This is a genomic window from Halodesulfovibrio sp. MK-HDV (genome assembly GCF_009914765.1).
GTDB lineage: Bacteria > Desulfobacterota > Desulfovibrionia > Desulfovibrionales > Desulfovibrionaceae > Halodesulfovibrio.
The window spans coordinates 62,357-84,542 of sequence record NZ_WYDS01000014.1 but is presented as its reverse complement, the minus strand read 5'-3'; the positions used below and the strand labels follow the sequence as shown (position 1 = coordinate 84,542).

Annotated in this window: 19 protein-coding genes; 7 read left to right on the top strand and 12 right to left on the bottom strand. The window is 43.0% G+C overall.

Going from position 1 to position 22,186, the window contains the following annotated elements; translation table 11 throughout:
* Positions 1-39: 39 nt before the first annotated feature.
* The 10 genes from MKHDV_RS11995 to MKHDV_RS11950 all read right to left on the bottom strand — a co-directional run bounded on the left by MKHDV_RS11995 (position 40) and on the right by MKHDV_RS11950 (position 8,243).
* Positions 40-945, bottom strand: a complete 906-nt coding sequence (locus MKHDV_RS11995) for a DUF4198 domain-containing protein (protein WP_216846917.1) — start codon at positions 943-945, stop codon at positions 40-42.
* Positions 946-976: 31 nt separating this feature from the next.
* Positions 977-1,282, bottom strand: coding sequence for a hypothetical protein (locus MKHDV_RS11990; RefSeq protein WP_160715611.1), 306 nt, complete (start codon positions 1,280-1,282; stop codon positions 977-979).
* A 189-nt stretch (positions 1,283-1,471) separates the two neighbouring features.
* Complete coding sequence (locus MKHDV_RS11985; RefSeq protein WP_160715609.1) at positions 1,472-2,428, bottom strand: MBL fold metallo-hydrolase; 957 nt, start codon at positions 2,426-2,428, stop codon at positions 1,472-1,474.
* Positions 2,429-2,474: 46 nt separating this feature from the next.
* Positions 2,475-3,701 carry a lipopolysaccharide assembly protein LapB gene (locus MKHDV_RS11980; protein ID WP_160715607.1) on the bottom strand — a complete coding sequence of 409 codons (1,227 nt, stop codon included), beginning with the start codon at positions 3,699-3,701 and terminating at the stop codon, positions 2,475-2,477.
* Positions 3,689-4,339, bottom strand: a complete 651-nt coding sequence (locus tag MKHDV_RS11975) for an energy transducer TonB (RefSeq protein WP_160715605.1) — start codon at positions 4,337-4,339, stop codon at positions 3,689-3,691. The genes MKHDV_RS11980 and MKHDV_RS11975 overlap by 13 nt, the downstream gene beginning before the upstream one ends.
* The gene (locus tag MKHDV_RS11970) at positions 4,336-4,746 is read right to left on the bottom strand and encodes a biopolymer transporter ExbD (protein ID WP_160715603.1); all 411 of its coding nucleotides are present in this window, start codon (positions 4,744-4,746) and stop codon (positions 4,336-4,338) included. The genes MKHDV_RS11975 and MKHDV_RS11970 overlap by 4 nt, the downstream gene beginning before the upstream one ends.
* Positions 4,739-5,374 carry a MotA/TolQ/ExbB proton channel family protein gene (locus tag MKHDV_RS11965; RefSeq protein WP_160715601.1) on the bottom strand — a complete coding sequence of 212 codons (636 nt, stop codon included), beginning with the start codon at positions 5,372-5,374 and terminating at the stop codon, positions 4,739-4,741. Before MKHDV_RS11965 ends, MKHDV_RS11970 begins: the two co-directional genes overlap by 8 nt.
* A gap of 2 nt (positions 5,375-5,376) precedes the next feature.
* Positions 5,377-6,786, bottom strand: a complete 1,410-nt coding sequence (locus tag MKHDV_RS11960; protein ID WP_160715600.1) for a MotA/TolQ/ExbB proton channel family protein — start codon at positions 6,784-6,786, stop codon at positions 5,377-5,379.
* A gap of 1 nt (position 6,787) precedes the next feature.
* Positions 6,788-7,615: a DUF3450 domain-containing protein gene (locus tag MKHDV_RS11955; protein WP_160715598.1), complete on the bottom strand. Its 828-nt coding sequence runs from the start codon at positions 7,613-7,615 to the stop codon at positions 6,788-6,790.
* Positions 7,616-7,778: 163 nt separating this feature from the next.
* Positions 7,779-8,243 carry a Fur family transcriptional regulator gene (locus MKHDV_RS11950; protein WP_160715596.1) on the bottom strand — a complete coding sequence of 155 codons (465 nt, stop codon included), beginning with the start codon at positions 8,241-8,243 and terminating at the stop codon, positions 7,779-7,781.
* Positions 8,244-8,473: 230 nt separating this feature from the next.
* Here MKHDV_RS11950 and MKHDV_RS11945 point away from each other — a divergent pair, with 230 nt between their 5' ends.
* The 6 genes from MKHDV_RS11945 to MKHDV_RS11920 all read left to right on the top strand — a co-directional run bounded on the left by MKHDV_RS11945 (position 8,474) and on the right by MKHDV_RS11920 (position 15,486).
* The gene (locus MKHDV_RS11945; RefSeq protein ID WP_160715594.1) at positions 8,474-8,695 is read left to right on the top strand and encodes a FeoA family protein; all 222 of its coding nucleotides are present in this window, start codon (positions 8,474-8,476) and stop codon (positions 8,693-8,695) included.
* Positions 8,696-8,821: 126 nt separating this feature from the next.
* Positions 8,822-10,723 carry a ferrous iron transport protein B gene (gene feoB, locus MKHDV_RS11940; protein WP_160715592.1) on the top strand — a complete coding sequence of 634 codons (1,902 nt, stop codon included), beginning with the start codon at positions 8,822-8,824 and terminating at the stop codon, positions 10,721-10,723.
* 35 nt (positions 10,724-10,758) lie between these two features.
* A complete protein-coding gene (locus MKHDV_RS11935; RefSeq protein WP_254060469.1) occupies positions 10,759-11,328 on the top strand; it encodes a nucleoside recognition domain-containing protein in 570 nt (189 codons plus the stop codon).
* Between the two features lie 1,020 nt (positions 11,329-12,348).
* Positions 12,349-13,710, top strand: a complete 1,362-nt coding sequence (gene ablA / locus MKHDV_RS11930; RefSeq protein ID WP_160715590.1) for a lysine 2,3-aminomutase — start codon at positions 12,349-12,351, stop codon at positions 13,708-13,710.
* Positions 13,679-14,491, top strand: a complete 813-nt coding sequence (ablB, locus tag MKHDV_RS11925) for a putative beta-lysine N-acetyltransferase (RefSeq protein ID WP_160715588.1) — start codon at positions 13,679-13,681, stop codon at positions 14,489-14,491. Before ablA ends, ablB begins: the two co-directional genes overlap by 32 nt.
* Before the next feature lie 440 nt (positions 14,492-14,931).
* Positions 14,932-15,486 carry a hypothetical protein gene (locus MKHDV_RS11920; RefSeq protein WP_216846916.1) on the top strand — a complete coding sequence of 185 codons (555 nt, stop codon included), beginning with the start codon at positions 14,932-14,934 and terminating at the stop codon, positions 15,484-15,486.
* Positions 15,487-16,070: 584 nt separating this feature from the next.
* Here the strand turns inward: MKHDV_RS11920 and MKHDV_RS11915 are convergent.
* Positions 16,071-16,388 carry a hypothetical protein gene (locus MKHDV_RS11915; protein WP_160715584.1) on the bottom strand — a complete coding sequence of 106 codons (318 nt, stop codon included), beginning with the start codon at positions 16,386-16,388 and terminating at the stop codon, positions 16,071-16,073.
* Positions 16,389-16,984: 596 nt separating this feature from the next.
* On the bottom strand, positions 16,985-17,992 hold the full coding sequence (proX, locus tag MKHDV_RS11910) for a glycine betaine/L-proline ABC transporter substrate-binding protein ProX (RefSeq protein WP_160715582.1): 1,008 nt from the start codon (positions 17,990-17,992) through the stop codon (positions 16,985-16,987).
* 1,613 nt (positions 17,993-19,605) lie between these two features.
* On the opposite strand from proX, the gene MKHDV_RS11905 reads away from it, so the two are divergent.
* The gene (locus MKHDV_RS11905) at positions 19,606-22,140 is read left to right on the top strand and encodes a glycosyl hydrolase family 18 protein (protein WP_160715580.1); all 2,535 of its coding nucleotides are present in this window, start codon (positions 19,606-19,608) and stop codon (positions 22,138-22,140) included.
* Positions 22,141-22,186: the final 46 nt, after the last annotated feature.

Sequence of the window (22,186 nt, the reverse complement as noted above, 5' to 3'; positions counted from 1 at the left end):
CACCTGAATAAGTTTGCCCCGCCGAAGCGGGGCATTATGTTACGGATTAGTTGTAAAGCTGACAGTGGCGCCGGAAAAAACTTTGCTGCATTGCTTAGCAAGCTTTGCCAGTGGACCGTCTTTTTTTACATCCTGCGAGATGTAAACATTGGCCACCCAATGCCCGTTTTCCGGTATCCGGAACTGTGTCTTACCGTTCATTATATAGGCTGAAAGGAAGAAGCCGTCCGGCCCGCCAAAGGTGTCGCTGGTCAACGTCATATAATTAATGGCGTTACTATCTGTTGTTACGGGCTTACCCATAAAGAAGACATCAAAAGTAACCATGTCACCGGGATGTACATTTGAAAGATCACATGTTGGAATAATTTCAAGTTCGGTACCCAATTTCTTAGGAGTGCTCCATTTACCAACAGTATAATAGGATTTGCCTACCATGGTAAATTTTGCACTTTCCAAAACTTCTTTCACATCTTTCAACTGATCAATCGGCTTTGGAGCCATACGCATTTTACCGTTGGTATTTGTATAGCGTGTGAAGAAGCCTTCTTTATTCTTAGCAACAACCTGATACGTACCTTCCGGACTATCCTTTAAGATATCAATCTTGCGGATTCCGGCATCACTGCGGGCAATGTGTGTATAGGGTTCATGCTTTTCAAGTGTCGCTTCAGAAGTCGGTACACCCAATGGAAACTTTTTCCCATCTGGCGCCATCACATAATAATCTTCGATAGACGCGGAACCATTCGGTGATGCCAACAAATCGTCAAATGGTGCGGTATGCCCCCATCCGATAACAGAGACAATATGGCCCGGCTCATGGGTATGTGATTCAAACAGAGTTACCCAAAGAGAGTGGGCCTGAGCTGTGCCTGCAACTGCCAAAAAAACAGTGACAGCCATCAGGCTCCCAAGCATCGATTTTTTAAATTGAGTGATCAACAGAATCTCCAAGTACAATTACGCACAGTGATTAAATACCGTCCTCGCGACATTGATGACCCGCACCGGCGTCCAGCTCAACCTCATAGGTCATGGCAGGGCGTGTGAAAGTGCAATAGCCGTCTTCATCGGTTCGTCCCTGCCACAGCACTTTCCCACTTTCTTTTCCAATAAGCTTAATGGGGGTGTTTGCAGCAATTTCACCAGTCGAATACATTCCAATCAACTCAACTGTATTGTCGCCATTATCGTCCTGCGTAAAATGCAATGTGTGAGCACTTGCAGGGGTTGCGATGAGCAGTGAGCATAGAAAAAATAGTTTGATTATGAGTTTCATTTTCAATACCTAGCCATAGTTTTGTTACCAGTCTTTGAAAGTCCATTAGCGTTGTAAGAAAGAATAACGAGTTACACTAACACTTCACGAATCATTTTTAACATCATAAGAAATGGTTGTGCGCAGAGATCAAAAAACTGCGCACAACTATTTCCATAAATCGGTGTTGAATGAAAAAGAAAGGTTCGGCTAAAATCGAAGAGTAGTACCCGACATGTTGCAGATAAACGCATCAGGCATGGCTTGCTCTATCGCTTGTGTTGCTTTTCGTCCCGTGCAATGCGCAGGAACTATGTAGCGCGGAGCAATGGCTTGTAATGCGGAGATTGTAGGTTCAATAAACTGCTCATGATACGGGCCGGAAAGATGGAATCCCCCCATGATGGCGTACACACTTGATGCACCTGTAACCTCAAGAGCATGCGTTACCGTATTCACTATTCCTGCATGGGCACAGCCAGACAAGACCACAAGCCCTTTACCCTTAACATTAAAGATCATCGAGGAATCATCCTCAATACTGTCAGGGCACTCAACACCATCATTCAAACAAAAGGCATTTGGCATTCCCTGCTCAAAGCTGGTTATTCTAGGAATTTCTCCAAGAAACAACGCGTGTCCATTAAGCATAGGGAAAGGAGAAGAGGTGTCATTAATAGAAAGCCCCATGGACAACACCTGTTCTTTATTAAATGCTGGAAAATCTAGCTTAAGACCTGTGGGTGTTCGTACATATCTGTCCTTAAAAACAGAGGGATGTGCCACAAGCGATAAAGAATTCTTTCCTATGCGCTGTACGAGCTGTTCCATTCCCCCAAAGTGATCAAAGTGCCCATGAGAAAGTGCAAGTTCATCAACTTGTGCTAGATCTATAGAAAGCAAATCCACATTGTACAACGCTCCATTGTCTGAGCAGCCAAAGTCAAAAAGCATACTCTTTTTCTGACCGCCAAAAGATACTGTGATGAATGAAGAAAAGCCATGTTCAGCAAGCGGGCCATTTGACACCGTTCCTTCAGCATCACCAGTTTGTGCAAAAAGGGATGGGCGCTGAACAACTTCTGAATTATCCATTGCCAGCACATCGATATAGTTATCTTGAAGGCTTAGTATCTCAACACTATCAACTTCTTGTATTGTAACCATCTTCCAATCCTTATTTGCTGTTAATGTATTTTCCGAGCTAATTTATTTACCCGGTTACACTTTCCTGTTGCATACGTTGTATATGCTTTATCAACGACAAGGCATTTTTTGCATTAGAACGTACGCTTCGATATTTCTTTGCTTTTACAAACAACGTTGTCGCCTTATTGTAGTTGTTCATATTCAAAAAGCATTGTCCGAGAAGATACAACGGTAGCCCCTTCTTTTTCGCCTTGGTATACGCGACATTCAATGGCTCAATGGCTTTCTCATACAGCTGATTTCGATACAAAAGCTTTCCGAATTCCAAGTGCCGCTTGCTCGTATCCTCCAACGCTATCGCTTCTTGCAAAGACAAAACAGCCTTCTCCACATACCCAGCCCTCTCATAGGCAATCGCCATAAGGTCATGCTGGGAGGCTGTAAGGTTTTGTGGACTAGCCAACAAAATCTTACTTGCAAGCAACGGGGCATTTACCTGCAAATACAACTTTGCCAACCGAACGCACTCTGAACGAGTGGGGGGGTGCATGCAATGAGCAACCTGTAATGCTGATGAAGCCTTAGTCAGCCGGTTTTGGCGAATGTCCACGTTCGCAAGCAATAGCCACAAAGATCTGTCCTTTGAATGTGTAGCAACCAGTATGTCCAGTTGCGCCGAGGCCTTTTTCCATTGTTCCAATGCGATATAGATATGAGCCAACAGCTTTTTAGCATCTACGCTTTGTGATGTTTTGCGATACGAAAGAAGAGGCATCACGGCAGTCAAAGCCTTATTGTAATGTTCCGACTTATAGTAGCAAACAGCAGCCTGATACTGACTTTTATACCAAGCCGGAGCCTGTCCAGTTTTTGCCTCGACCTCTTCTTTTATTTCTTTCGCTTTTGCTAATTGAAACTTGGAAAGAAGAGCAAAAGCATCACCGGCAGGGCTAAAACGTTGCAAGTAATACAGAGCAATTGCTTTGTTTTGCAGCAATCCAATATCATTAGGAAAAATGGCTACTCCTTTTTGATACAGGGCAAGAGCTTTCTCATTTTCCCCCAACTGCATATACGCATTCCCTGCAATAAGAAGTGCTGTAATTTCCGGCTTTGGTTGTTCCAACATATGCGTCAAAATCTCTAGAGCTTTTGCGGGCTTATCTTCTTGCAGCGCTTTAAGTGCTGCATTTATCTTCACCGCATCATTTTTCCCCGCAAAAGCAGGACTGCCAGCGATTGAGAACTGGAGGCATAAGCCAAACAGGATCAATATAATTAATTTTTGCATGTGAACTCCAATGGAAGTGTTACCAGCACAGCGACAGGTTTGCCATGCAGTTGTGCCGGTTTAAAGCGCCATTTCCTTACAGCTCGCAATGCGGGCTCACGAAACGTTTCCAGATACTCCCCGCTTTCTACGGTGGCTTTCTGGACATTCCCCTGTGATGTTACAATCATTTTTATAATTAGCTTGCTTTCCAAACGCCTTCTGCGTGCTTTTGACGGATACATTGGCGGTGGTGTGAATATAGGAACAGGCGCTTCATCAACATCCCCAAGTGACAACACTCCGCTATGACGTGGTATCGATATGGCTACGGCCTGAGCAAGGTTTGCTCCGATATCAACATGTAAGATTTCTGGTTGAATCGGCGATACTGGCGGGGCAGCAATCGGAGAAAGCGCAAGCGGTTCTGCGGTCAACGGCTCCGGCTTTGGCTCCTCCTGCTCCGGCATTTTTTCTTCAGGTTCAGGCGGTGTCTGCGTTAACTTTCGCAATGACACAGGCTGTGAAAACCGCGCCACGTCTGACGGATCAACATCCTGCTTCAAAAAAACAGGGGCGAGTAACAACAACACCGCAAGTGCTGACGCAAGTGCTCCCGAACAAACCCACTGAATTGAGCGATAGGGCACTTTCATCATGATGGTGTCCTGGCTGCTACGCTTAGATTGGTTGCGCCAGCTTCCCTGCACGAATCAAGGACTTTGATCAGCAGACCACTTCGGCACTCTCTATCCGCAGTAATGACAACCGCCCCTTCCGGTGTCTCAGCAAGAAAGCGGTTCATGTACCCGCGGACAGAGCGAACATCATATATTTTACCCTCTATCCAAACTTCATTGCTTTCTGTAATTCCTATAATGAGACTTGTACTTTCATTAACCACAGCGGTGTTTGCGACTGGGCGGTTAATTTCTACACCTGACTCTTTTACAAAACTTGTCGTTACAATGAAAAATATAAGCAAAATGAACACCATATCAATAAGTGGTGTCATATTCAGTTCACTTTGTTGCTTCCGACGTCTCTTCGTCCGTACATTAGCCATGAATACTACTCCGGAAGGATAGTTCTGATGAACTCTGAACATCGTGGGCTACACCGCGAGGCTGTTCATCCAGATACGTTAAAAACAGATCAATACGCTGTTGAAGACTACCTATGCGCCGTTGCAGCATGTTCACGGCAATATATCCGGGAATGGCGACAAGCAAACCGCCTTGTGTTGTAATTAGTGCCTGCGAAATACCTTCGGCTAATCCTCTGGCGTTACCTGTCCCAAATTCAGCAATAATGGTGAAGGTGCTGATCATACCTGTAACAGTTCCTAGCAGCCCCAAAAGCGGTGCGGCAGCGGCAAGTAGAGCAATAGTCGAAACTCCCTTTGCCATAGATTCACAACACGTATTTCCCAAAGCTGACATCAATGCGTGGTTAACCTCATCATCGCGGCAACGCAGCTTGACAAAATCCTGTCGCAGCGAGTGTTGCCAATGCCATTCAGGTGGTGGATTAGTCTGTAATTCTTCAAGTGATCGTTCATGTTTTCGAAACTGAACAAGCGTGCATAGCTTACTCAGAATAAGCCACCACATTACCAGCCCCGTAAGAATGATCGGAATAAGGACAAAACCACCTGCGTGATATTGGCCAAGTAATTCAGATGTGATGCTCATGCCTATCTCCTATTGAGAATGGTGGCGATAAGAGCAGTTCCCTTTTCTTCCATATCATTAGCAAGGCGATCAACACGGCTATTCAAAAGGTGATGGAGCATCATAATAGGGATAGCCACGGCAAGCCCGAGCTGCGTTGTGACAAGTGCTTCTGAAATACCACCGGAAAGCATATGCGGATCGCCTGTTCCGAAAAGTGTGATCACCTGAAACGTGTTAATCATACCGGTAACGGTACCTAGAAGACCAAGAAGTGGAGCTACGGCGGCGAGAGTTTGCATTGTAGGCAGGAAGCGCTCCATACGGGCAAGTTCAATCATCAGTGCTTCTTCCATGCCTTTTTCCAACGCAGCGGCGCTTCCTTGTGCTTTCTTAAGCGTTGAATTCAACACTCGAGCTGTAGGAGTGCTCCGTTTTTCAAGTAAAGTATGGCACTCTTCCCATTCACCATGTTCGGCATGTTCGAGAATAACAGTAAGCTCTTTGGGAGATGAACGACGCAAGCGACTCAGGGTGATAAAGCGCTCAATGGCAAGCAGAAGAGCAATTGCACCAATGCCGAGGATAGGCCATACAAGAGCACCGCCAGCAGCAATTTTTTTCCACGTATCTTCTTCAGCGATAAAACGGATAAAAGCTGCGCCATGGCTAAAATCAAGCGGCAGGAACTGTTCACCTGCAAAGGCTGCGGAGATAGTGCCACTGAGCTGCGAGGATATACCATTAACGCTTTGCGATACGGTTCCATCACCAGTCAGCTGCAGAAAACCTGCTTCACCAGTACTGGACTGATATACCGCAGACGACGTACCGGTTCTGATAATCTCAACATCCATTGGCTGACCATCTGAACCGATAATAGTACTTGAGTAACGAGACACATCGGCAGTGGCTTGCAGCTCGTTGAAGTACATCTCAATAAGCCTGGTCAGATCGGTCAAGCCAGGCATTCTATCCGGTGCGAGTAAGGTTGCAAAAGCGGCGAGGCGTTCCGGATTCTGCTGCGTATAAAAACTGGTACGGGAACGATCCTGCATAAGCTTTGCAGCAGTACGCACGGTTCCTTCAAAAGTTTTAATCTCTTCCCGACGACTTTTAAGCAATGCAGTAAGCTTCGCCTCATCCTTAATCAGCTTTTGATAACGTGCAGTCAGGGTATGAACCTGTATGTCTGTGTTAGATACAGCTTTTTTAAGTTGCGCGAGCTTTCCTGTTAATTGCACCTTGTTTTGAGAGGATAAGTCGAGTGCTTTTTTAACATCAGTCTTATGTGTGATGTTCAGCTGTTTTAGTGTCTTAATAGTCTTTTGCCATTGCTCAGGGCTGACCTCGTCCGCTGAAACAGCAAAAGAAGTCACTGAGCTGCATAATAAAAATAGAGCAATAAGAACGGTGGATATTGAGGTACGCATATTATTCTTTCTCCGGAGAAGTAGAGCGGCTTGCAACAGATTCAACTGACGACGATGGAGTCGGAACCGAAGTCACTTCAATGGCCAGAGGCAAAGGAGTTACTTCAACAATCTGTTTGCGGCGTGCAATAGTTCGCAAGGAAAGAACGGCTTGTTTGTTGCTATCCGCAACCATAACAAACTCTTTTTTTACCGGAGACCATATGCCGACCTGTTGTTTATCCGGAGAAACACAATAGTAACCTAGGCGACCAGCGCGAACAGTTTCTGCACGCAAAGGCTGCCCCTCAAGCACTACATCTTCGCTATCTATCTCAATACCTGAGCCATATCCTGTTTCTACTTCAAGAGTTTCTAAAACACGGCGGAGCTGTTCAGCCTGCGCTAGATGCGGGTCTGCAAGAGCTTTTTTAATATTGGACATGCGCTCCTGTCGTTCTTTAGACAAAAACGGTTGATCTTCATCGATAAAGAATTCGAGTCGGGCAACGGTATTTTCAAGAAGAGGCGTAACAGCGTTAGCAATCATTTCAAGTTCTTGCTGCTGGCGCTTCATTTCTGCAATATTGCCTTCGAGCGTTTTGATGTAGCGGGAATATTTATTTTTTTGATGAGTAAGCCAGTCAAATTCAACTTGCTTATTGTTAATCTGCGCGATGACACTATGCTTTTCCTGCTGCCATGCACTAATTTTTTTCTGAGCTTTTTGCTCGACGGCTATCGTGCCCGAAGCAAGTGACTGAGCCTGTTTTGAACTTGCGTAAGCTGGCGCCAAAGAGAGCAGCTGCCCCGCAAGGAAAAGAAGAGCTATATAATACGTACGATACATTGGTGTCCGTCTCCATGTAACTCATTCACATGAGCCATAGGTAATAGTTATGCCAATGCAATATGCAGAGGCTACTAACGGACTTTCAAAGAATTTTTCTGCGGACTAAACAGAAAGAACTGGTAGAAAACTTGGTATGTAAAAAGTGGAAGCGAATATATAGTTACGCTGTAATTGTTAAAGACGTTATGGGTATGGCAACCTCTCTTTTTCGACAGTTATTACAGATGCCGTAAATAACAGTATGACATCTTCGGAGTTCAAAACCCTTCTGGCGTGATGCCTCATTGTGAATGCAATCCAGATAAGGGTTTACGAAAGGCGTTTCAGTTCCGCAGCACTCGCAAACCATAACAAAACGTACTTCAACAACTGGCTTGTAATGGATTGCACCTTCATCTGTCTGCTCGCTACTGGCAAGGCCACATCCCGCAATAAGCTTAATCGTTCTGTACAGGGTAGAAATACTAATTGTTGGGTCTAGCTTTACAACTTCCTGATACAGCTCATCCACCGTTACCGGTGTAGTTAGCCGAATAAAAACATGCAAAATGAATTCGCGCTGCGTTGTGACCTTGAGCCCTTTCCTTTTAAGATAATCTTGAAAAATCCCCAAAGGCTCACTCATTTTCTATAAACACCTCCACGAGTTATGTCGGTAAACAAGTGCTTACAACGCCTCAGTATGAAAGGCAAGCATTTGAGCGAATGACATTCATTTTCATTTAATAACTGCTTTTTACTATGCCGCAAGAGTAAGTTGACACCCAATGTCAATTTACTCTTTTTTTTGACATGTCACATCCACAATACTATTAAATGATTGGTTTTTATTGTTTCAAGCATAAGGGTTTTACAATGAAAAAGACACTCAATACCATTCTCGCAGGGGCTAATGCCTGCGTAGTTACTATAGATGCAGGTCGTTGTGCCACAACAAGACTGGAGTCACTGGGAGTATACCCCGGAACAAAGCTCGCAGTAGTTGTGAACGCGGGTCGAGGCCCAATGATCATCTCAATTGGCGACGGAAGATTGATTTTAGAACGCGGCATCGCAATCAAAGTAATCGTTCACTAACCAGTAGAATTAATGCTGTGTAAAATTCAGACTGTGCTGCCCCCTAGGGCAGAGCAGCAACACATAAGGATAGGTAGCGTATGAGCGTCCCATTATTATATTCCCGTTCAGACGAAAGGTGCTGTTGTGAATAAAGTTAGTACCATTGCATTAGCAGGACAGCCAAACTGCGGAAAATCTACCGTATTTAATATGTTAACAGGTGCAAGACAGCACGTTGCCAACTACCCCGGTGTGACTGTTGAAAAAAAAGTAGGAATCCTCTCTGTAGGAGGCACATCCGTTGAACTTGTTGACCTTCCTGGAACATACAGCTTCACATCCTATTCACTTGAAGAGCGGGTCGCGCGGGACGTAATTCTTCATGACGATCCGCAGGTACTTATTGATGTAGCAGATTGCTCTAATTTACAGCGTCATCTGTACCTAACGCTGCAATTGCTCGAAATGGAAAAGCCCACAGTTCTTGCTCTGAATATGGTTGATGTGGCTGAACGGCGTCACATCTCTGTTGATTCATCCAAACTGGAGCAGCAGCTTGGCATTCGTGTAATTCGAACCATTGGGAAAAAATCTTTCGGGCGTAAAGAACTGCTCGATGCGTTAGCAGAAAGCATGACTGCAACAGATGAAAATCCTCAGCGAAATTATACGATAGATTACGGAGAACTAGAATCTTACATAACTAAGGTAGCAGAAGAGCTTTTACCACTATCAACGAAAAATTATCCTTTGCGATGGCTTGCTATCAAACTTCTGGAAAATGATGCGGAAGCATTAGCTTTTGTAAGTAAAACCAACCAAAATCTTTTAGCAACATCCACAGCTATTCTCGCATCTGTAGAAGAGTACAGAGAAGAATTCATGCGAGTAACAGGTCAAGATATTGAAAGGTTTATTGCAAAAAAACGCCACGAAGCATGTGCTTCCATCTGCAAAGAGTGCGTCACTGCCAGAAGTCAAGCTGCAGAGACTTTTTCTGACAAACTAGACAGATACATTTGTCACAAAGTATTTGGCCCGATCATTTTGTTTGCCATTCTTTTTTGCTTATATCAGGTGTCGATTGTTCTAGGAAACGACTTAGCACAACGCGTATGGCCTATGTGGGCGGCACTAGGTGACTTCCTGATGCAAATTTTCCCACAGCCAAACTTTCTTGTTGATCCGGTAAGTCGTTCTCTCGGAAGCTGGACAATTCAGAGCGTTACCGCAATCTTAAATTATTTACCTATTTTCTTTTTACTTTTCAGCTTGATCGCAATTCTTGAAGACAGTGGCTACATGCCGCGCATGGCGTTTCTTTTAGATCGGCTGTTCCGTAAATTCGGTATGCACGGACAATCAACCTTGCCGCTTATTCTTGGTGGTGTATACGTAGGAGGGTGCGCCATTCCGGGTGTATTGGCGACCAAGGCCATTCCGGATGAACGGGCACGTCTTACAACACTTATGGTTGTGCCAATGATGAACTGCCTCGCAAAAGTGCCATTGTATCTCATTTTGATCAGCGCCTACTTTAGCGATCATTCAGGAATTGCAATGTTCTTCATCGCAACGGTGACTCTCTTTATGGCTCTGCCTGTAGCAAAAGCCTTATCACTTACAGTGTTGAGCAAATACGAAAGTGCACCGTTCATTATGGAAATGCCTGCATACCATCTACCAACGGTATCAGGCGTATTACACCGTGCCTTAGAACGCATGTGGCTCTTTGTTAAAAAAATCGTCACTGTCGTCATTGCCGTAGCTGTAATTGTCTTTGTGCTCATCAATTTTCCAACACTATCTACCGAAGTACAAAATGGTTTTGAGCAAAAAGAAACAGCAGCTGTCACAAAATTTTTAGATGTAACGTCTGCCACTACGCTCCACAATGCAGTGGATGAACAAAATCTTATGGATTTAATTCTGTTTGCCGACGGATACAAAAAAGCAAAAACGTGGAGTAAAAGACCCTGCAACATTACACGAAATCCAACAAAAATTTGCCGCAAAAAATCCGCAATTTTACAGTATTGCTGCTAAACAAGGTACAGATGCAATAAAAAATTGCTAAAGCTTTGCGTAACGTCCAACGAACAAGACGAAAGCTACGCAGAGAATTACGGGCAGCGCAATTTGAAAACAGTTTCCTTGGCATGATGGGACACGCTTTAGAGCCTGTAACTCAATATGCCGGATTCAATTGGCGCATCAATATTGCTTTACTCTCAGCGTTTGCCGCAAAGGAGAATAGCGCAGCAACACTAGGTGCTATCTACGCAGTTGATGGAAGCAACAAATCAGTTCAGGAAAGTATGAAAGAAGGGGAAGAAGGTTTTACTTCGCTCCATGCTTTAGCATTAATGCTTTTCATGGCGTTATACCCTCCATGCATTCCAACGTTAATTATGGTTCGAATGCAAACAGCTTCTACCAAGCTCATGTGTTTTTCTGTTGCCTACCAAACATTACTCGGACTGGGCGTAGCAACCTTTGTATTTACTGGCGGAAAAATACTTAATTTAACCGGAATGCAGATGATGTGGTTATTCTACGGACTTTGCGTATTGACCACCGTTGTGATGGGCATGCTTCCAAAATCCATAGGTGAAACAAAACAACAACTCGGTGTCGAATATGTAAAATGATTCAGAAAAATATACGTCTTCAAGCAGAGTTGAGGCGTGTCACTGCCTCGTGAATGCAAGACTACATTCTTCGACATAGATTCCTTATTATGCTATTTCGCTGCCAATGACCGAAAGTATGCCGAGAGAGGTGGCGAGGTTTTTGGTCATATTCATTCCTTACGTATACAGGCCGAACCTTGAAAGATATGTACAAGAAAATTGGATACATAAGCTTCCCTCCCTGAAATTGCGCATAAAGAAAGCTCCTAGCGTATTAAGCTAGGAGCTTTCTTTTATATCTATCTTCGCCTTTCGTCAGTTTTAGAACTCCAGCGGGAAAGCCCTCTATGCTGAGCTGTAACACCAGTTTGCCGCGCTACAGCGTCGAAAGGTAGATTGTGTCAGTTCGTCGAATTTGTATGTATTCTCAACGTTGATTTCAGTTTTGAAATGAATATGTCGAGTTTCAAATGTTGTTTGGCCAATTATTGACCAGACATAGCTATAGTTTCGGGAACAATTCTCTTAGCTTTATAAGCGAGTAGTAAATGAAATTGAAGATCATGGGCACGCTATTCAACTCAAACAGTTTTGCCTTCTCCTGCATTAAGATTCGCCAGCACATGTCCGGTCGGAATGATGTCATGACGTGCTGTAATCTTTTCATATACAACGGAGAGTTGAACTTTTTTTGCCTTGACAGGTTCTTTTCATTATTTTCGGGTACATGCTCATCCCCCGATCACCCCCCAAACCTTCCCCTTTTGTTTTATGATCCATGATGTATCTTAAGTGTTGTATTAGCGTAATTCGTCATTGATTGAGTGCTATGAATGCGTAGCGTGAAAGGAGAAAGAAATGGAAAATGACAAGCGGCTGTTAATTTCGAATGTAGTCTTTATTCTTATATGGACACTTTTTGCAGTTTCTTTTTTCCTATACTTTGCGTTTCAGATTTACAGTAGTCCTGAGTCGTTTAAAGACGTCGTAACAATACGCTTCTACAGTCATCCTATTTAATAAACATAAGGATTGTATATGACCCCCCTTAATGCCCGACAAAAAGCTTTTGTTCAGGGACTTGACGAAAAAGGCCCCTCATCGCGATGGCATGATTGGAAATGGCATATTCGCCATAGTATTCGTGATGTTAAAACATTTGAAAGATTGCTCGGGATAACTTTTACTGATGATCAGCGGATGGCTTACGAGGCTACAGCAGAGCAGTTTCCAATTTCAATTACTCCTTATTATTTATCCCTTATTGAAGTGGATGATTATGAGAATGACCCTGTTTTTAGACAGTGCTTTCCCTCTGTGCGTGAAATGGACGTCTTAGAGCATGACATGGCTGACCCTTTGCATGAAGAGAAAGATAGTCCAGTGCCGGGTATTACACACAGATATCCTGATCGGGTGCTCTTTCACGTAAGTAATATTTGTTCAATGTATTGCCGACACTGCACTCGCAAGCGCAAAGTTGGCGATATGGACTTTATTCCCGATCGTAAGCAGATGGAAAAGGGGCTTGATTACATTCGTAACAATCCACGGGTGCGAGATGTATTAATTTCCGGCGGTGACCCGCTAATGCTTTCGGATGACAGACTTGATTGGATTTTGGGAGAACTTGGCTCCATTGACCACGTTGAAGTTGTTCGTATAGGGACGCGAATGCCGGTTGTGCTTCCCCAGCGAATAACAACTGACCTTGTTGAGATGTTAAAAAAACACCACCCACTTTGGATGAATACGCATTTTAACCATCCAAGAGAGATGACCGCTTCTTCACGAAAGGCGCTTGAAATGTTGGCCAATGCTGGGATTCCAATGGGCAACCAGAGTGTCTTGTTGGCGGGCGTCAACGATTGCCAGCGATTGATTCGTACCTTGAATCAAAAATTGGTTAAAAACAGAGTGCGTCCATATTACTTGTATCAATGTGATTTGTCAGAAGGCCTTACTCACTTCCGTACTCCTGTGAGCAAAGGCATTGAGATTATTGAAAGCTTGCGAGGTCACACCTCTGGCTTCTCTGTCCCCACATATGTCATTGATGCCCCGGGTGGTGGCGGGAAAATTCCTGTAATGCCAAACTACATTGTCTCGTGGGGAACACATAAGGTTGTACTCAGAAACTATGAGGGTGTAATTACCACCTATAATGAGCCCGAAAGTTACGATTCTCACTATTGTGACAGAAAGTGCGAAAAGTGCACTCTCACTCTAAAAGAGGACGACGGCTGTGAAAAGGCAATCGGTATTGAAAAGCTTTTATGTGATTGGGATGAAACTTTGAGTCTCACACCGAAAGAAAATGAACGTATGGACAGGAGAGATGATGCAGCCGGATCGTGTGGTGTTGATAATGGGAAATACTATTCAGCATGGGCGCAGTAGCAACAGAGTTTACTTGCTCAAGTTGGGAAGTTCTCCAGATGTTGCTGCACGTAGCCTGTCAGATATTGCATTAGCTGAAGGATACTCAAAGGTCATCGCAAAGGTTCCCGAAGTGATGCTTGATGCGTTCAAAGCGCAAAGCTTTGAGGAAGAAGTGCGTGTTCCAAACATGTATGCACATCGCGGGGATGGCGTTTTTGTTGCAAAATACTTAATGCCTGAAAGACGGGATGAACCCTTAGGCTCTACGTTTGAAAGTGTACGTATTCTTGCGCAAAAAAAGGCAAATGAAAGTTGTAAAGAACTGCCTGCAGGGTATGCGATAACCCCTTTGCAAAAGAAAGATGTTCCAGAAATAGTAGATCTTTTTCAGCAAGTCTTTAAAAAATACCCATTTCCTGTGCATGATGCTGCTTTTGTAGAGCAAACCATGAATGAAGGAACACATTATTGGGGAGCGCGTTTTGAAGGACAACTAGTGGCTTTGGCTTCTGCGGAAGTAGACTCTGGCGTTAAGAACGTCGAGATGACCGATTTTGCCACACTTCCTGAACATAGGAGCACAGGGCTTGCTTCAGCGTTACTTGCTGAGATGGAGTCTGCTATGCGTACTATGGGGATAATTACTGCCTACACTATTGCCAGAGCCATATCACCCGGAATGAATATAACATTCGCTCGTGCAGGATATACTTATTGCGGACGACTACCGAATAACACATGCATTGCAAACGGGATCGAAAGTATGAATGTATGGAGTAAAAAGCTGATGGCGTTATGACATCAGATATTGTTTATGGTTCCCGACCTCACCCCGTTTCGTGTCACCTGTTTATGATCTAACCATAATGGATACAAGACTGCATACTCAGGCTATCGATCTGGCAAAAGGAAAGGCTCCATAGAGAATGCTCTTGCACGAAAGTGTAAGAGCTTTTTTTGTTCAACGCCTTTAAGCACTCCTTTCCATCTTCAGCTTGATTCAACATAATGGCTTCACTATGTATTACAAGATTGAAACAAGATCACTGATTGCACGTGACAACAAAACTGACGCAGACTACGTGTGTTTAATAAATTGCAGATTGCTTTCAACAAGAAAGTTTATAAGAACATTTCATTGGTAACAGGGCACTTAATCGCTATACAGATTTGCTTCACCGTCCAAAATTGAAATATCCCGAACGATTTCGCAATATGTCAAAAAAGTTAGGTTGTTATATGAATGTAATTAAAAGATTAATTGTCTCTTTTTTTGAACGATCACCTCAAACTGATACTGATAGTTCAGGTAGTAAAATAGGCAGTGGCGCGTATGCGCTTACTATTCCATCTGATTTTCAAAAAATAGGTCAACTCTCAGTAAATATCCCTCTGAATACGGAAGTGAGCGGCCAATTTCCGCGTGGGACCATGCATTCAAAAATATATACCGATGGCGAAACGATTCTTTTTGTTCAACGTATGTCATCCCCAGCAGGAAATAATTACTTCAAGCAACTTGGTGGGGAGAAAGTGGCTAAGTGGGATAAAGATTGGTGTAAAAACACTTACAGCATGAATGCTTTAGATACGACGCAACAATTTGAAAAATATAGCAAATTCATCAAAGAGAAAGGCTTGTCTGAATGCTCTGACTACCTTGTTGAAATGTATGATCGCCTTGCCAGTCGAACAAGCATAGCCCGTGTGATTGTTTTTACTCCTAATGATGTGGCGAAATACCCAACAGTACCGATGTCCAGTGCACGTTACCACGTCGAAAACAACAACTAACATTGAGAAACGTCTTTTGTTGCTCTGTTACCAATTTCGTACGAAGCCCCGCTATGTAATTGCTCCTTGCGTCTTTTTCCTCAAACATAGCGGTCTCTATTTTGCGCGAATGATGCACATGAAAGACGTACTGATGAAATTCCAAGGGCACTAGAAGAAGCCCATTCAGCATTTCTTGGTAAAGTGTGATTTAGGTTGTAGCCTTACGCAATTGTGCAAACTACATATTTCCAGCTGCAACACTTAGAAATCGGACTAATTTTAAGACGACAGTGGTAGAGAAGGGGGATAGGCGGAGGTCAGCAAGAAGGCTCTTACATGAAAATGTAAGAGCCTTCTGCTTATTGTAAGGTAACACCTATCTGATGACGGAAGAATTTCAAATTTTTTCTGTACCGATTCGATTTATAACTAGGGTAGCTTTCTAGGTTCCCTCTTCATAACGGATTCAATCTATTGTGGAACAAATTATATAGCATATCGACTGCGTGCATTTCATTTGAAAGAGTAGATAAGAGTGTGAAGTACGCACTGAACAATGGTACACACAATGTTCATTACCTCACGCACGAGGCGTCATCTTTTTAACGATTTTCCCAACCTTGAGTGGCGCCTGTCAGAATTGCCTCTCCAGCTTCGTGCGCTGGAATTATTTCTCTGATGTCGTTATGGAAATATGGCCAGAATCTCGCACATAATAGAATGACTTCCTTCTTGGATTTTGCTTCAACCAAAGCATACCCTTCTGTATTGGTGATCCAGCCATTAAATTTAACCGGCCCTTCACCTTCAGCCAGCATGTCGGCATCTTTAACCATTGAGGTCCAGACCTCTATTTCTTTCTTACGATCGACGGGCCAAGCGGCAGGATTGCAAGTGTAATGACAGAGATACATAGGCATTGTTAGTTCCTCCTTGGAATATGTCCCATTAACTACGAAATAGCCGTTAAAACAATTCCGCCAATAGTAACACCACACCCAAAAGCTGCAAGGCGGATAGCGCCTGTCCTCTTACGCTTATGATGCTTACGGCCTGGAAAGAAATCATGAGGGGAAAAGATATTCTAATTATTTTGACCAGCTGCAAGGACAGAATTGTTTTACAACTAGTCAGCGCATTCAATTTAACAACAAGTGATTATTTTGCCACAAGAACAAAATCTTTTGCGAGAGGGATCCTGTTAGCAATTGTTTATGGAATATTGAGTTCCAGATGCTGCCTGATACAGAATTCAGGATACTGAGAAATTTAGGAAATAGGCTTTCTTTCTTTGGCACTCAAAGACTTGAGAACAATATATGGCAAGCAGTGACACATATTGTTTTTAGCAGATACAAAACTCGAAGTGTATGTTTCGGAATGTTAATTGGGCTGTCATTCAAGCTGGCAAAAAATATTAAAAAAAGAACGCTCTTACATTTTTATGTAAGAGCGTTCTGTCTTTTCTGCCGTTTAGTAGGAGAGAGACTTCAGAGTTACCATGAAGGTTATGGTATTAGTTTGCAGCCTGTCGAGCCTGATCAAGCCAGCTATTCCAGAGTTCTTTGTTCGCTGCAATCCATTCATCAGCCTGAGCGTTGATGTCTTTTTGAGACTTCTTGCCTTCCTGAACTTTAACCTGTTGCGCGTTCATGTCGCCAACACTCATGCGGAATAGTGTGAAGAATTTCTTTGCAGCAGGGTTCTTTTCAAGAAACTTGTTGTTCGCTGTAACTCGAATGCTTGCAACTTCAAATCCCATATTAATAGGAGAAGAGACTGCACCTACTACGTTTTCCAGAGGTTTCTCACTCGGTGTGTTGTATTTCTCTGGAACGTTGATCCATACAACATCTTTGCCGGGTTTTAATTTGAAGACAGTCCAGCTTGGAGTCCATGCGTAGTAGAAAATTGGCTCACCACTTTTGTAAGCGCCAAGGTTTGAAGCCATGGCTGCTTCGTATGAGGCCTGAATATGTCGAACGTATTTTTTCAGTCCGTTTTCTTTTAAGTGGCGATCGATAATCTTTGCACAAGCCCAGCCGGAAGGACAGCCGGTAAGATCTGCCTTGCCGTCATTATCACGGTCAAAGGCTTTAATTACTTCCGGGCGTTTAAAGTCGTCCAGTGATTTAATGTCAAACTTATCAGCGTATTCTTTGCTGACTAAGTAGCCTTGTAAGCCTTCATCTTTGAGAACATAACCAACCTGGGAAGCTCTTTCCTTCACACTGTCGCTAAGCAGGTGGTTCTGGTTTGGCAACCATGTGTTAGGCCAATAGTCGATATCTCCCAATGAAACAACTTTGTAGAAAATAGCTGGAGAAAGGTCTTTTGGCTTCTTTACAGAATAACCCAGTTCTTCAAGTCCTTTTCGAATAATGGTTTCATGGAAGTATCCGCTAACCCATGTGGCACGTGCTGGCTTAATCGTTACCCCTTCACCTGGCAGTTGGTTGTAAGCATTAGCAGGAATGGAGAGAAGTACTAAAAGGCAACAACTAAGAATGGTTCTTACGAACATAATTCTTCCTTTCTTTTTGAAATAACGAACTGTTTATTACGGGAAGCAGCATTCAGCGTAATGCACACTTAGCATGCCGTTATGCTAAGAATGGCGGTGAGCCAAGGTAGTTTGTGCCAATGAATACTGAGAAACAACAATGGACAATGCAGTCATATTATAACGCACTGTTTTGGTTTTAATAAGATGTATTCGTATCTTTTACTTCAGTCCTAATGCCTCCTGTCTCAAGATATCTAATTTTTTTAGTATGATATTTGCTCATGATCAAGAGGGTGAGTGGATTCATTTTTTATAACGCGTAATGGGCAATGGTAAAAAAATATAAATAATAAGCTGTTACGCCTATAAAATTAAAAGTGAAGATTAGGGGGATTAGCTTCTCATTGTCATCAAGTGGAAATATCTGTTCGATTGCAAATATCGTAGTTTTTTTGGGATGCTTTTCCCTGTCTAAGAACAAACCTTAACCAGATTACAGCTTCAAATCTTTCTCCCAACTTTCTGTGATTCTTATCACTATCGTGTTGGCTATGATGTTTGTCTTTATAAGTCTTAAAAATAAGTTCCTGCACCCTTGTGCGAGAGCTTTTTTGTTCATTTCAGCAGTAGGTACGCTGCTTATTTGTTGTAATATACTTTTCTTAGAACTGTTCACTCTAATGCATCGACGTGCAGTATTTATTTAGAATAAAAGTACTGTTGTGGTGTAGTGTAGAGAATTGTATTTTGAATTAATTTTATTATTTATTACATGTGTTTAAACTAAATAGAATGTAATTTGAATTTGAAATTATGTATTGAAGGCAACATGAAATAAAACTTAAATATATATACGAAAGAAACAACTTTTAAGATTGTAAAAAAAAACACAAAAAAGAATTTATTAAACAAAGTTTTGACACTTATTCATTTTTTAAATGCATAAATTGATTTTCATGCGCTAAATAAAACAAAAAAAGATTATAAATTAAATTAATGTTATGAGTAAATTTTTATAAAAAATGTATTAAATCAAAAAATAAGCAAAAAAAGTACTTGGTTACTTGACGTAAATAAATATGAATGTATATGTGTTTTCAGAATATCTTTTGTTGCTTCAAATAAAGTAACTTTTTTGTTCTTTTACTAAGTAAAATTTTTGTTTTGCTTAATAAAACATAAGTAAAAAAAATTACTACAACATTATAAGCTTCAAAAGCATTCGATGAAATATTTTAGAGGGCAACAAAGAACAATCTTGTCACTTTCTAAAGATGTGAAAAGGCTTGAGCATTTGAAGTCAAAGTATCTGTAAGGTTTGTATTTATAGCTGGCAATAATGATAAAACTTTTGAAAACCAATTTGATTTCATGTTTACCAATGAACAACTTAACTTATGTCTAGGAGGGATGAGGTGCTAAAGCGGTTTGATTGCATTTAGGATTTTTCTTTTCTGCATTTTATAAAGAAAAACATAAGTTGTAATCACTTCTGCAAAACGTATGAAATTGCCAAAAGGAGGTACTCAACAGATGTTGTCCTTTGCTAAAGCAAAACACATCTGTGTGTGAACCGAACACGGGGGCTAGGGGGTAACAATGGGTTTGATCCCAAAATGGTAGGAGATGCCATGAAAAAACTCTTGAGTTGTCTTACAAGACATAATCCCGTTACCTGGCTTGTTACACTGTCATTCTTTATTTCACTTTTCTTGAGCACAGCTTTTGCTGCTGTTAATACTGGTGGTTCAGCTAATACCGATGATCACCGTAAAAATGTGGTGGGGTACATCACAAACTGGGATGCTTGGAAAGAGCAAAAAGCAGGGGTTCCTCAGCAGGGTGCTCTTACACATATGAATGTGGATTTCAGTAAATACACAATACTCAACTTCGCTTTTTTCGGTGTGGCCAAAGACGGTTCTTTGCACAGCGGAGATTTCCGAAATAAAAACATTTACAAAGAGGGCACAGTTCAGGAACCAGCAGGTCTTCTGAATACAGATGTCTACAGCAGTTTTGACCTCCACATTCTGTATGGCGAAATGCAGGGACTTTGGTGGATAAATGAATCTGTAGCCAAGCAAGCTAATGCTCTCGGTTTTCAAACATCCGCAGGCTCGTCTACTTGGTCTAACCCTTCCTGGGGTGTATATAACCAGCCTTTACCTCTTCCTTTACCTAAGCCTGGTGGTGCAAAAGGTCTTATCGCCGAGGCTCATGCCAACGGCGTAAAGCTTGTAGCCTCCATCGGTGGTTGGAGTATGTGTCGTCACTTCTCTGATGTAGCCGCTAGTCCTGCCAAGCGTGCTAACTTCATAAAAGGCGTTAAGCAGCTTATAGATATGGGCTTTGACGGTGTTGATATCGACTGGGAATACCCAGGGCCATTTACCGGCATGAACTTCACCGGCAAACAAGCTGACTACGCAAACTTCCTTACTCTCATGCGCGAAATCCGAGCCGCAATCGGTAATGACAAACTCCTGACAGCAGCTTTTTCTGTTGATTCTGAAAAGTTGAAAGGGTTTGACTGGGTTGAGCTGGATAAAGTTATGGATCTCTTCAACTTCATGACCTACGACTTTAACGGTGGTTGGTCTGATAAAGCAGGATTCAACTCTAACGTCCACGATTACAACAACTCTGACTTTTCCCGATTTAACTGGGACGCCCTTCGCGATTACATTATTAGTGCCAGAATCCCCCGTGAAAAAGTAAACATGGGCATTCCTTTCTATGGTCGCGGTGTAATTTGCCAAGATGGTGCAGAGGTAAACAATCCTACAGTAAAACGTGATGAATTTATCCAACCTGATGGCAACATCGTCACGAGTGCTGATTACACAAACTGGCCTAAGGACGTTTACGACGGCACACCTAACTACTTCTTTGTTAAACAAAAAGCATTGGGGTCTGGAAGTGGTTGGACTTACCACTGGGATACAGAAGCCGAAGTTCCTTACCTTACCAATGGCAACTACTTCTTAAGCTTTGAAAACCCTGAATCCGTTGCCGTAAAATCTAAATACATTGTAGATAACGGTTTTGGCGGAACCATTGTATGGACTGTTTACGGAGACTTGGAACTTGGTGGAACTGCCACTAAATATGGTCCCAAGCTTGTGAAGTACAGTAATGTAAAGTCCGAATTGGTGAACAAGATCAATGAAGTCTTCGCAAATGAATCTTCCGTAAATCCAGTCCCTAAACTTGCAGCCAGCATGGCTAGAACTGTTTCAGCAAAGGCCGGAGCCAGCGCTTCATTTTCAGTTTCTATTGCAGGGGGCAAGGCTCCTTACACATGCACGTGGACTTTCGGTGACGGAAGCAGCGCCACTGGAAACCCAGTGAGCCACATCTATGGCACGAAGGGTACATACCCAGTAGTTGTGTACGTAGCGGATAACTCTGGACTGAAAACTTCTACAAGTGCAACTGCTTATGTCACTGAGAATACACAGCCTGTTGAGTTTTCAGCGAGCTTGCCTGCTTCTTATTCTGTGAAAGTAAGAGAATCTCTCCAACTTGAGACCACAGTTAAGGGAGGCATTGCGCCTTATTATTACTCTTGGAGTTTCGGTCCTGGTGGAATGGGGACAGGCAATCCTGTAACCCATACCTTTACCACCGAAGGTGTTTATCCAACCATTGTGAATGTGTTTGATGGTAAACGAAGATTAGTAAGCGCTACAACGGTGATCACTGTCACTAAGGATGAGACTATTCCTACGCCTACACCTGATCCTGTAAGTGCATTCTCAAGTGGCCCTTACTCAGGTGAAGCTGGCAAAGTTGTCTCCATGTCGGGGAGTGCGTCTGGTGGCAACGGTGTCTACAGCTACGCTTGGAGCTTTGGCGACGGAGCATCAGCTACAGGTAAATCCGTAAGCCATACCTACACATCCGCAGGCAAATATGCAGTGCGTCTTACGGTGACTGACGGGGATGGTGCAACTGCTACCATCCAAACCAACGCCACAATCACTCAGGACTCGCAGTGCGGCGGAGCCACTCCATGGTCTACAAGCGCTACCTATGTAGCGGGAAACCGTGCTTCTCATAATGGACACATTTGGGAAGCGAAGTGGTGGAGCCGTGGCAACGAGCCAGGAACTGGTGGTGCATGGGGCCCTTGGAAAGATTTGGGCATTTGCTCTAAATAAAAATGTGTTAGTCCGGTTCACGGGTTAACACCACGATTGAGTCGGA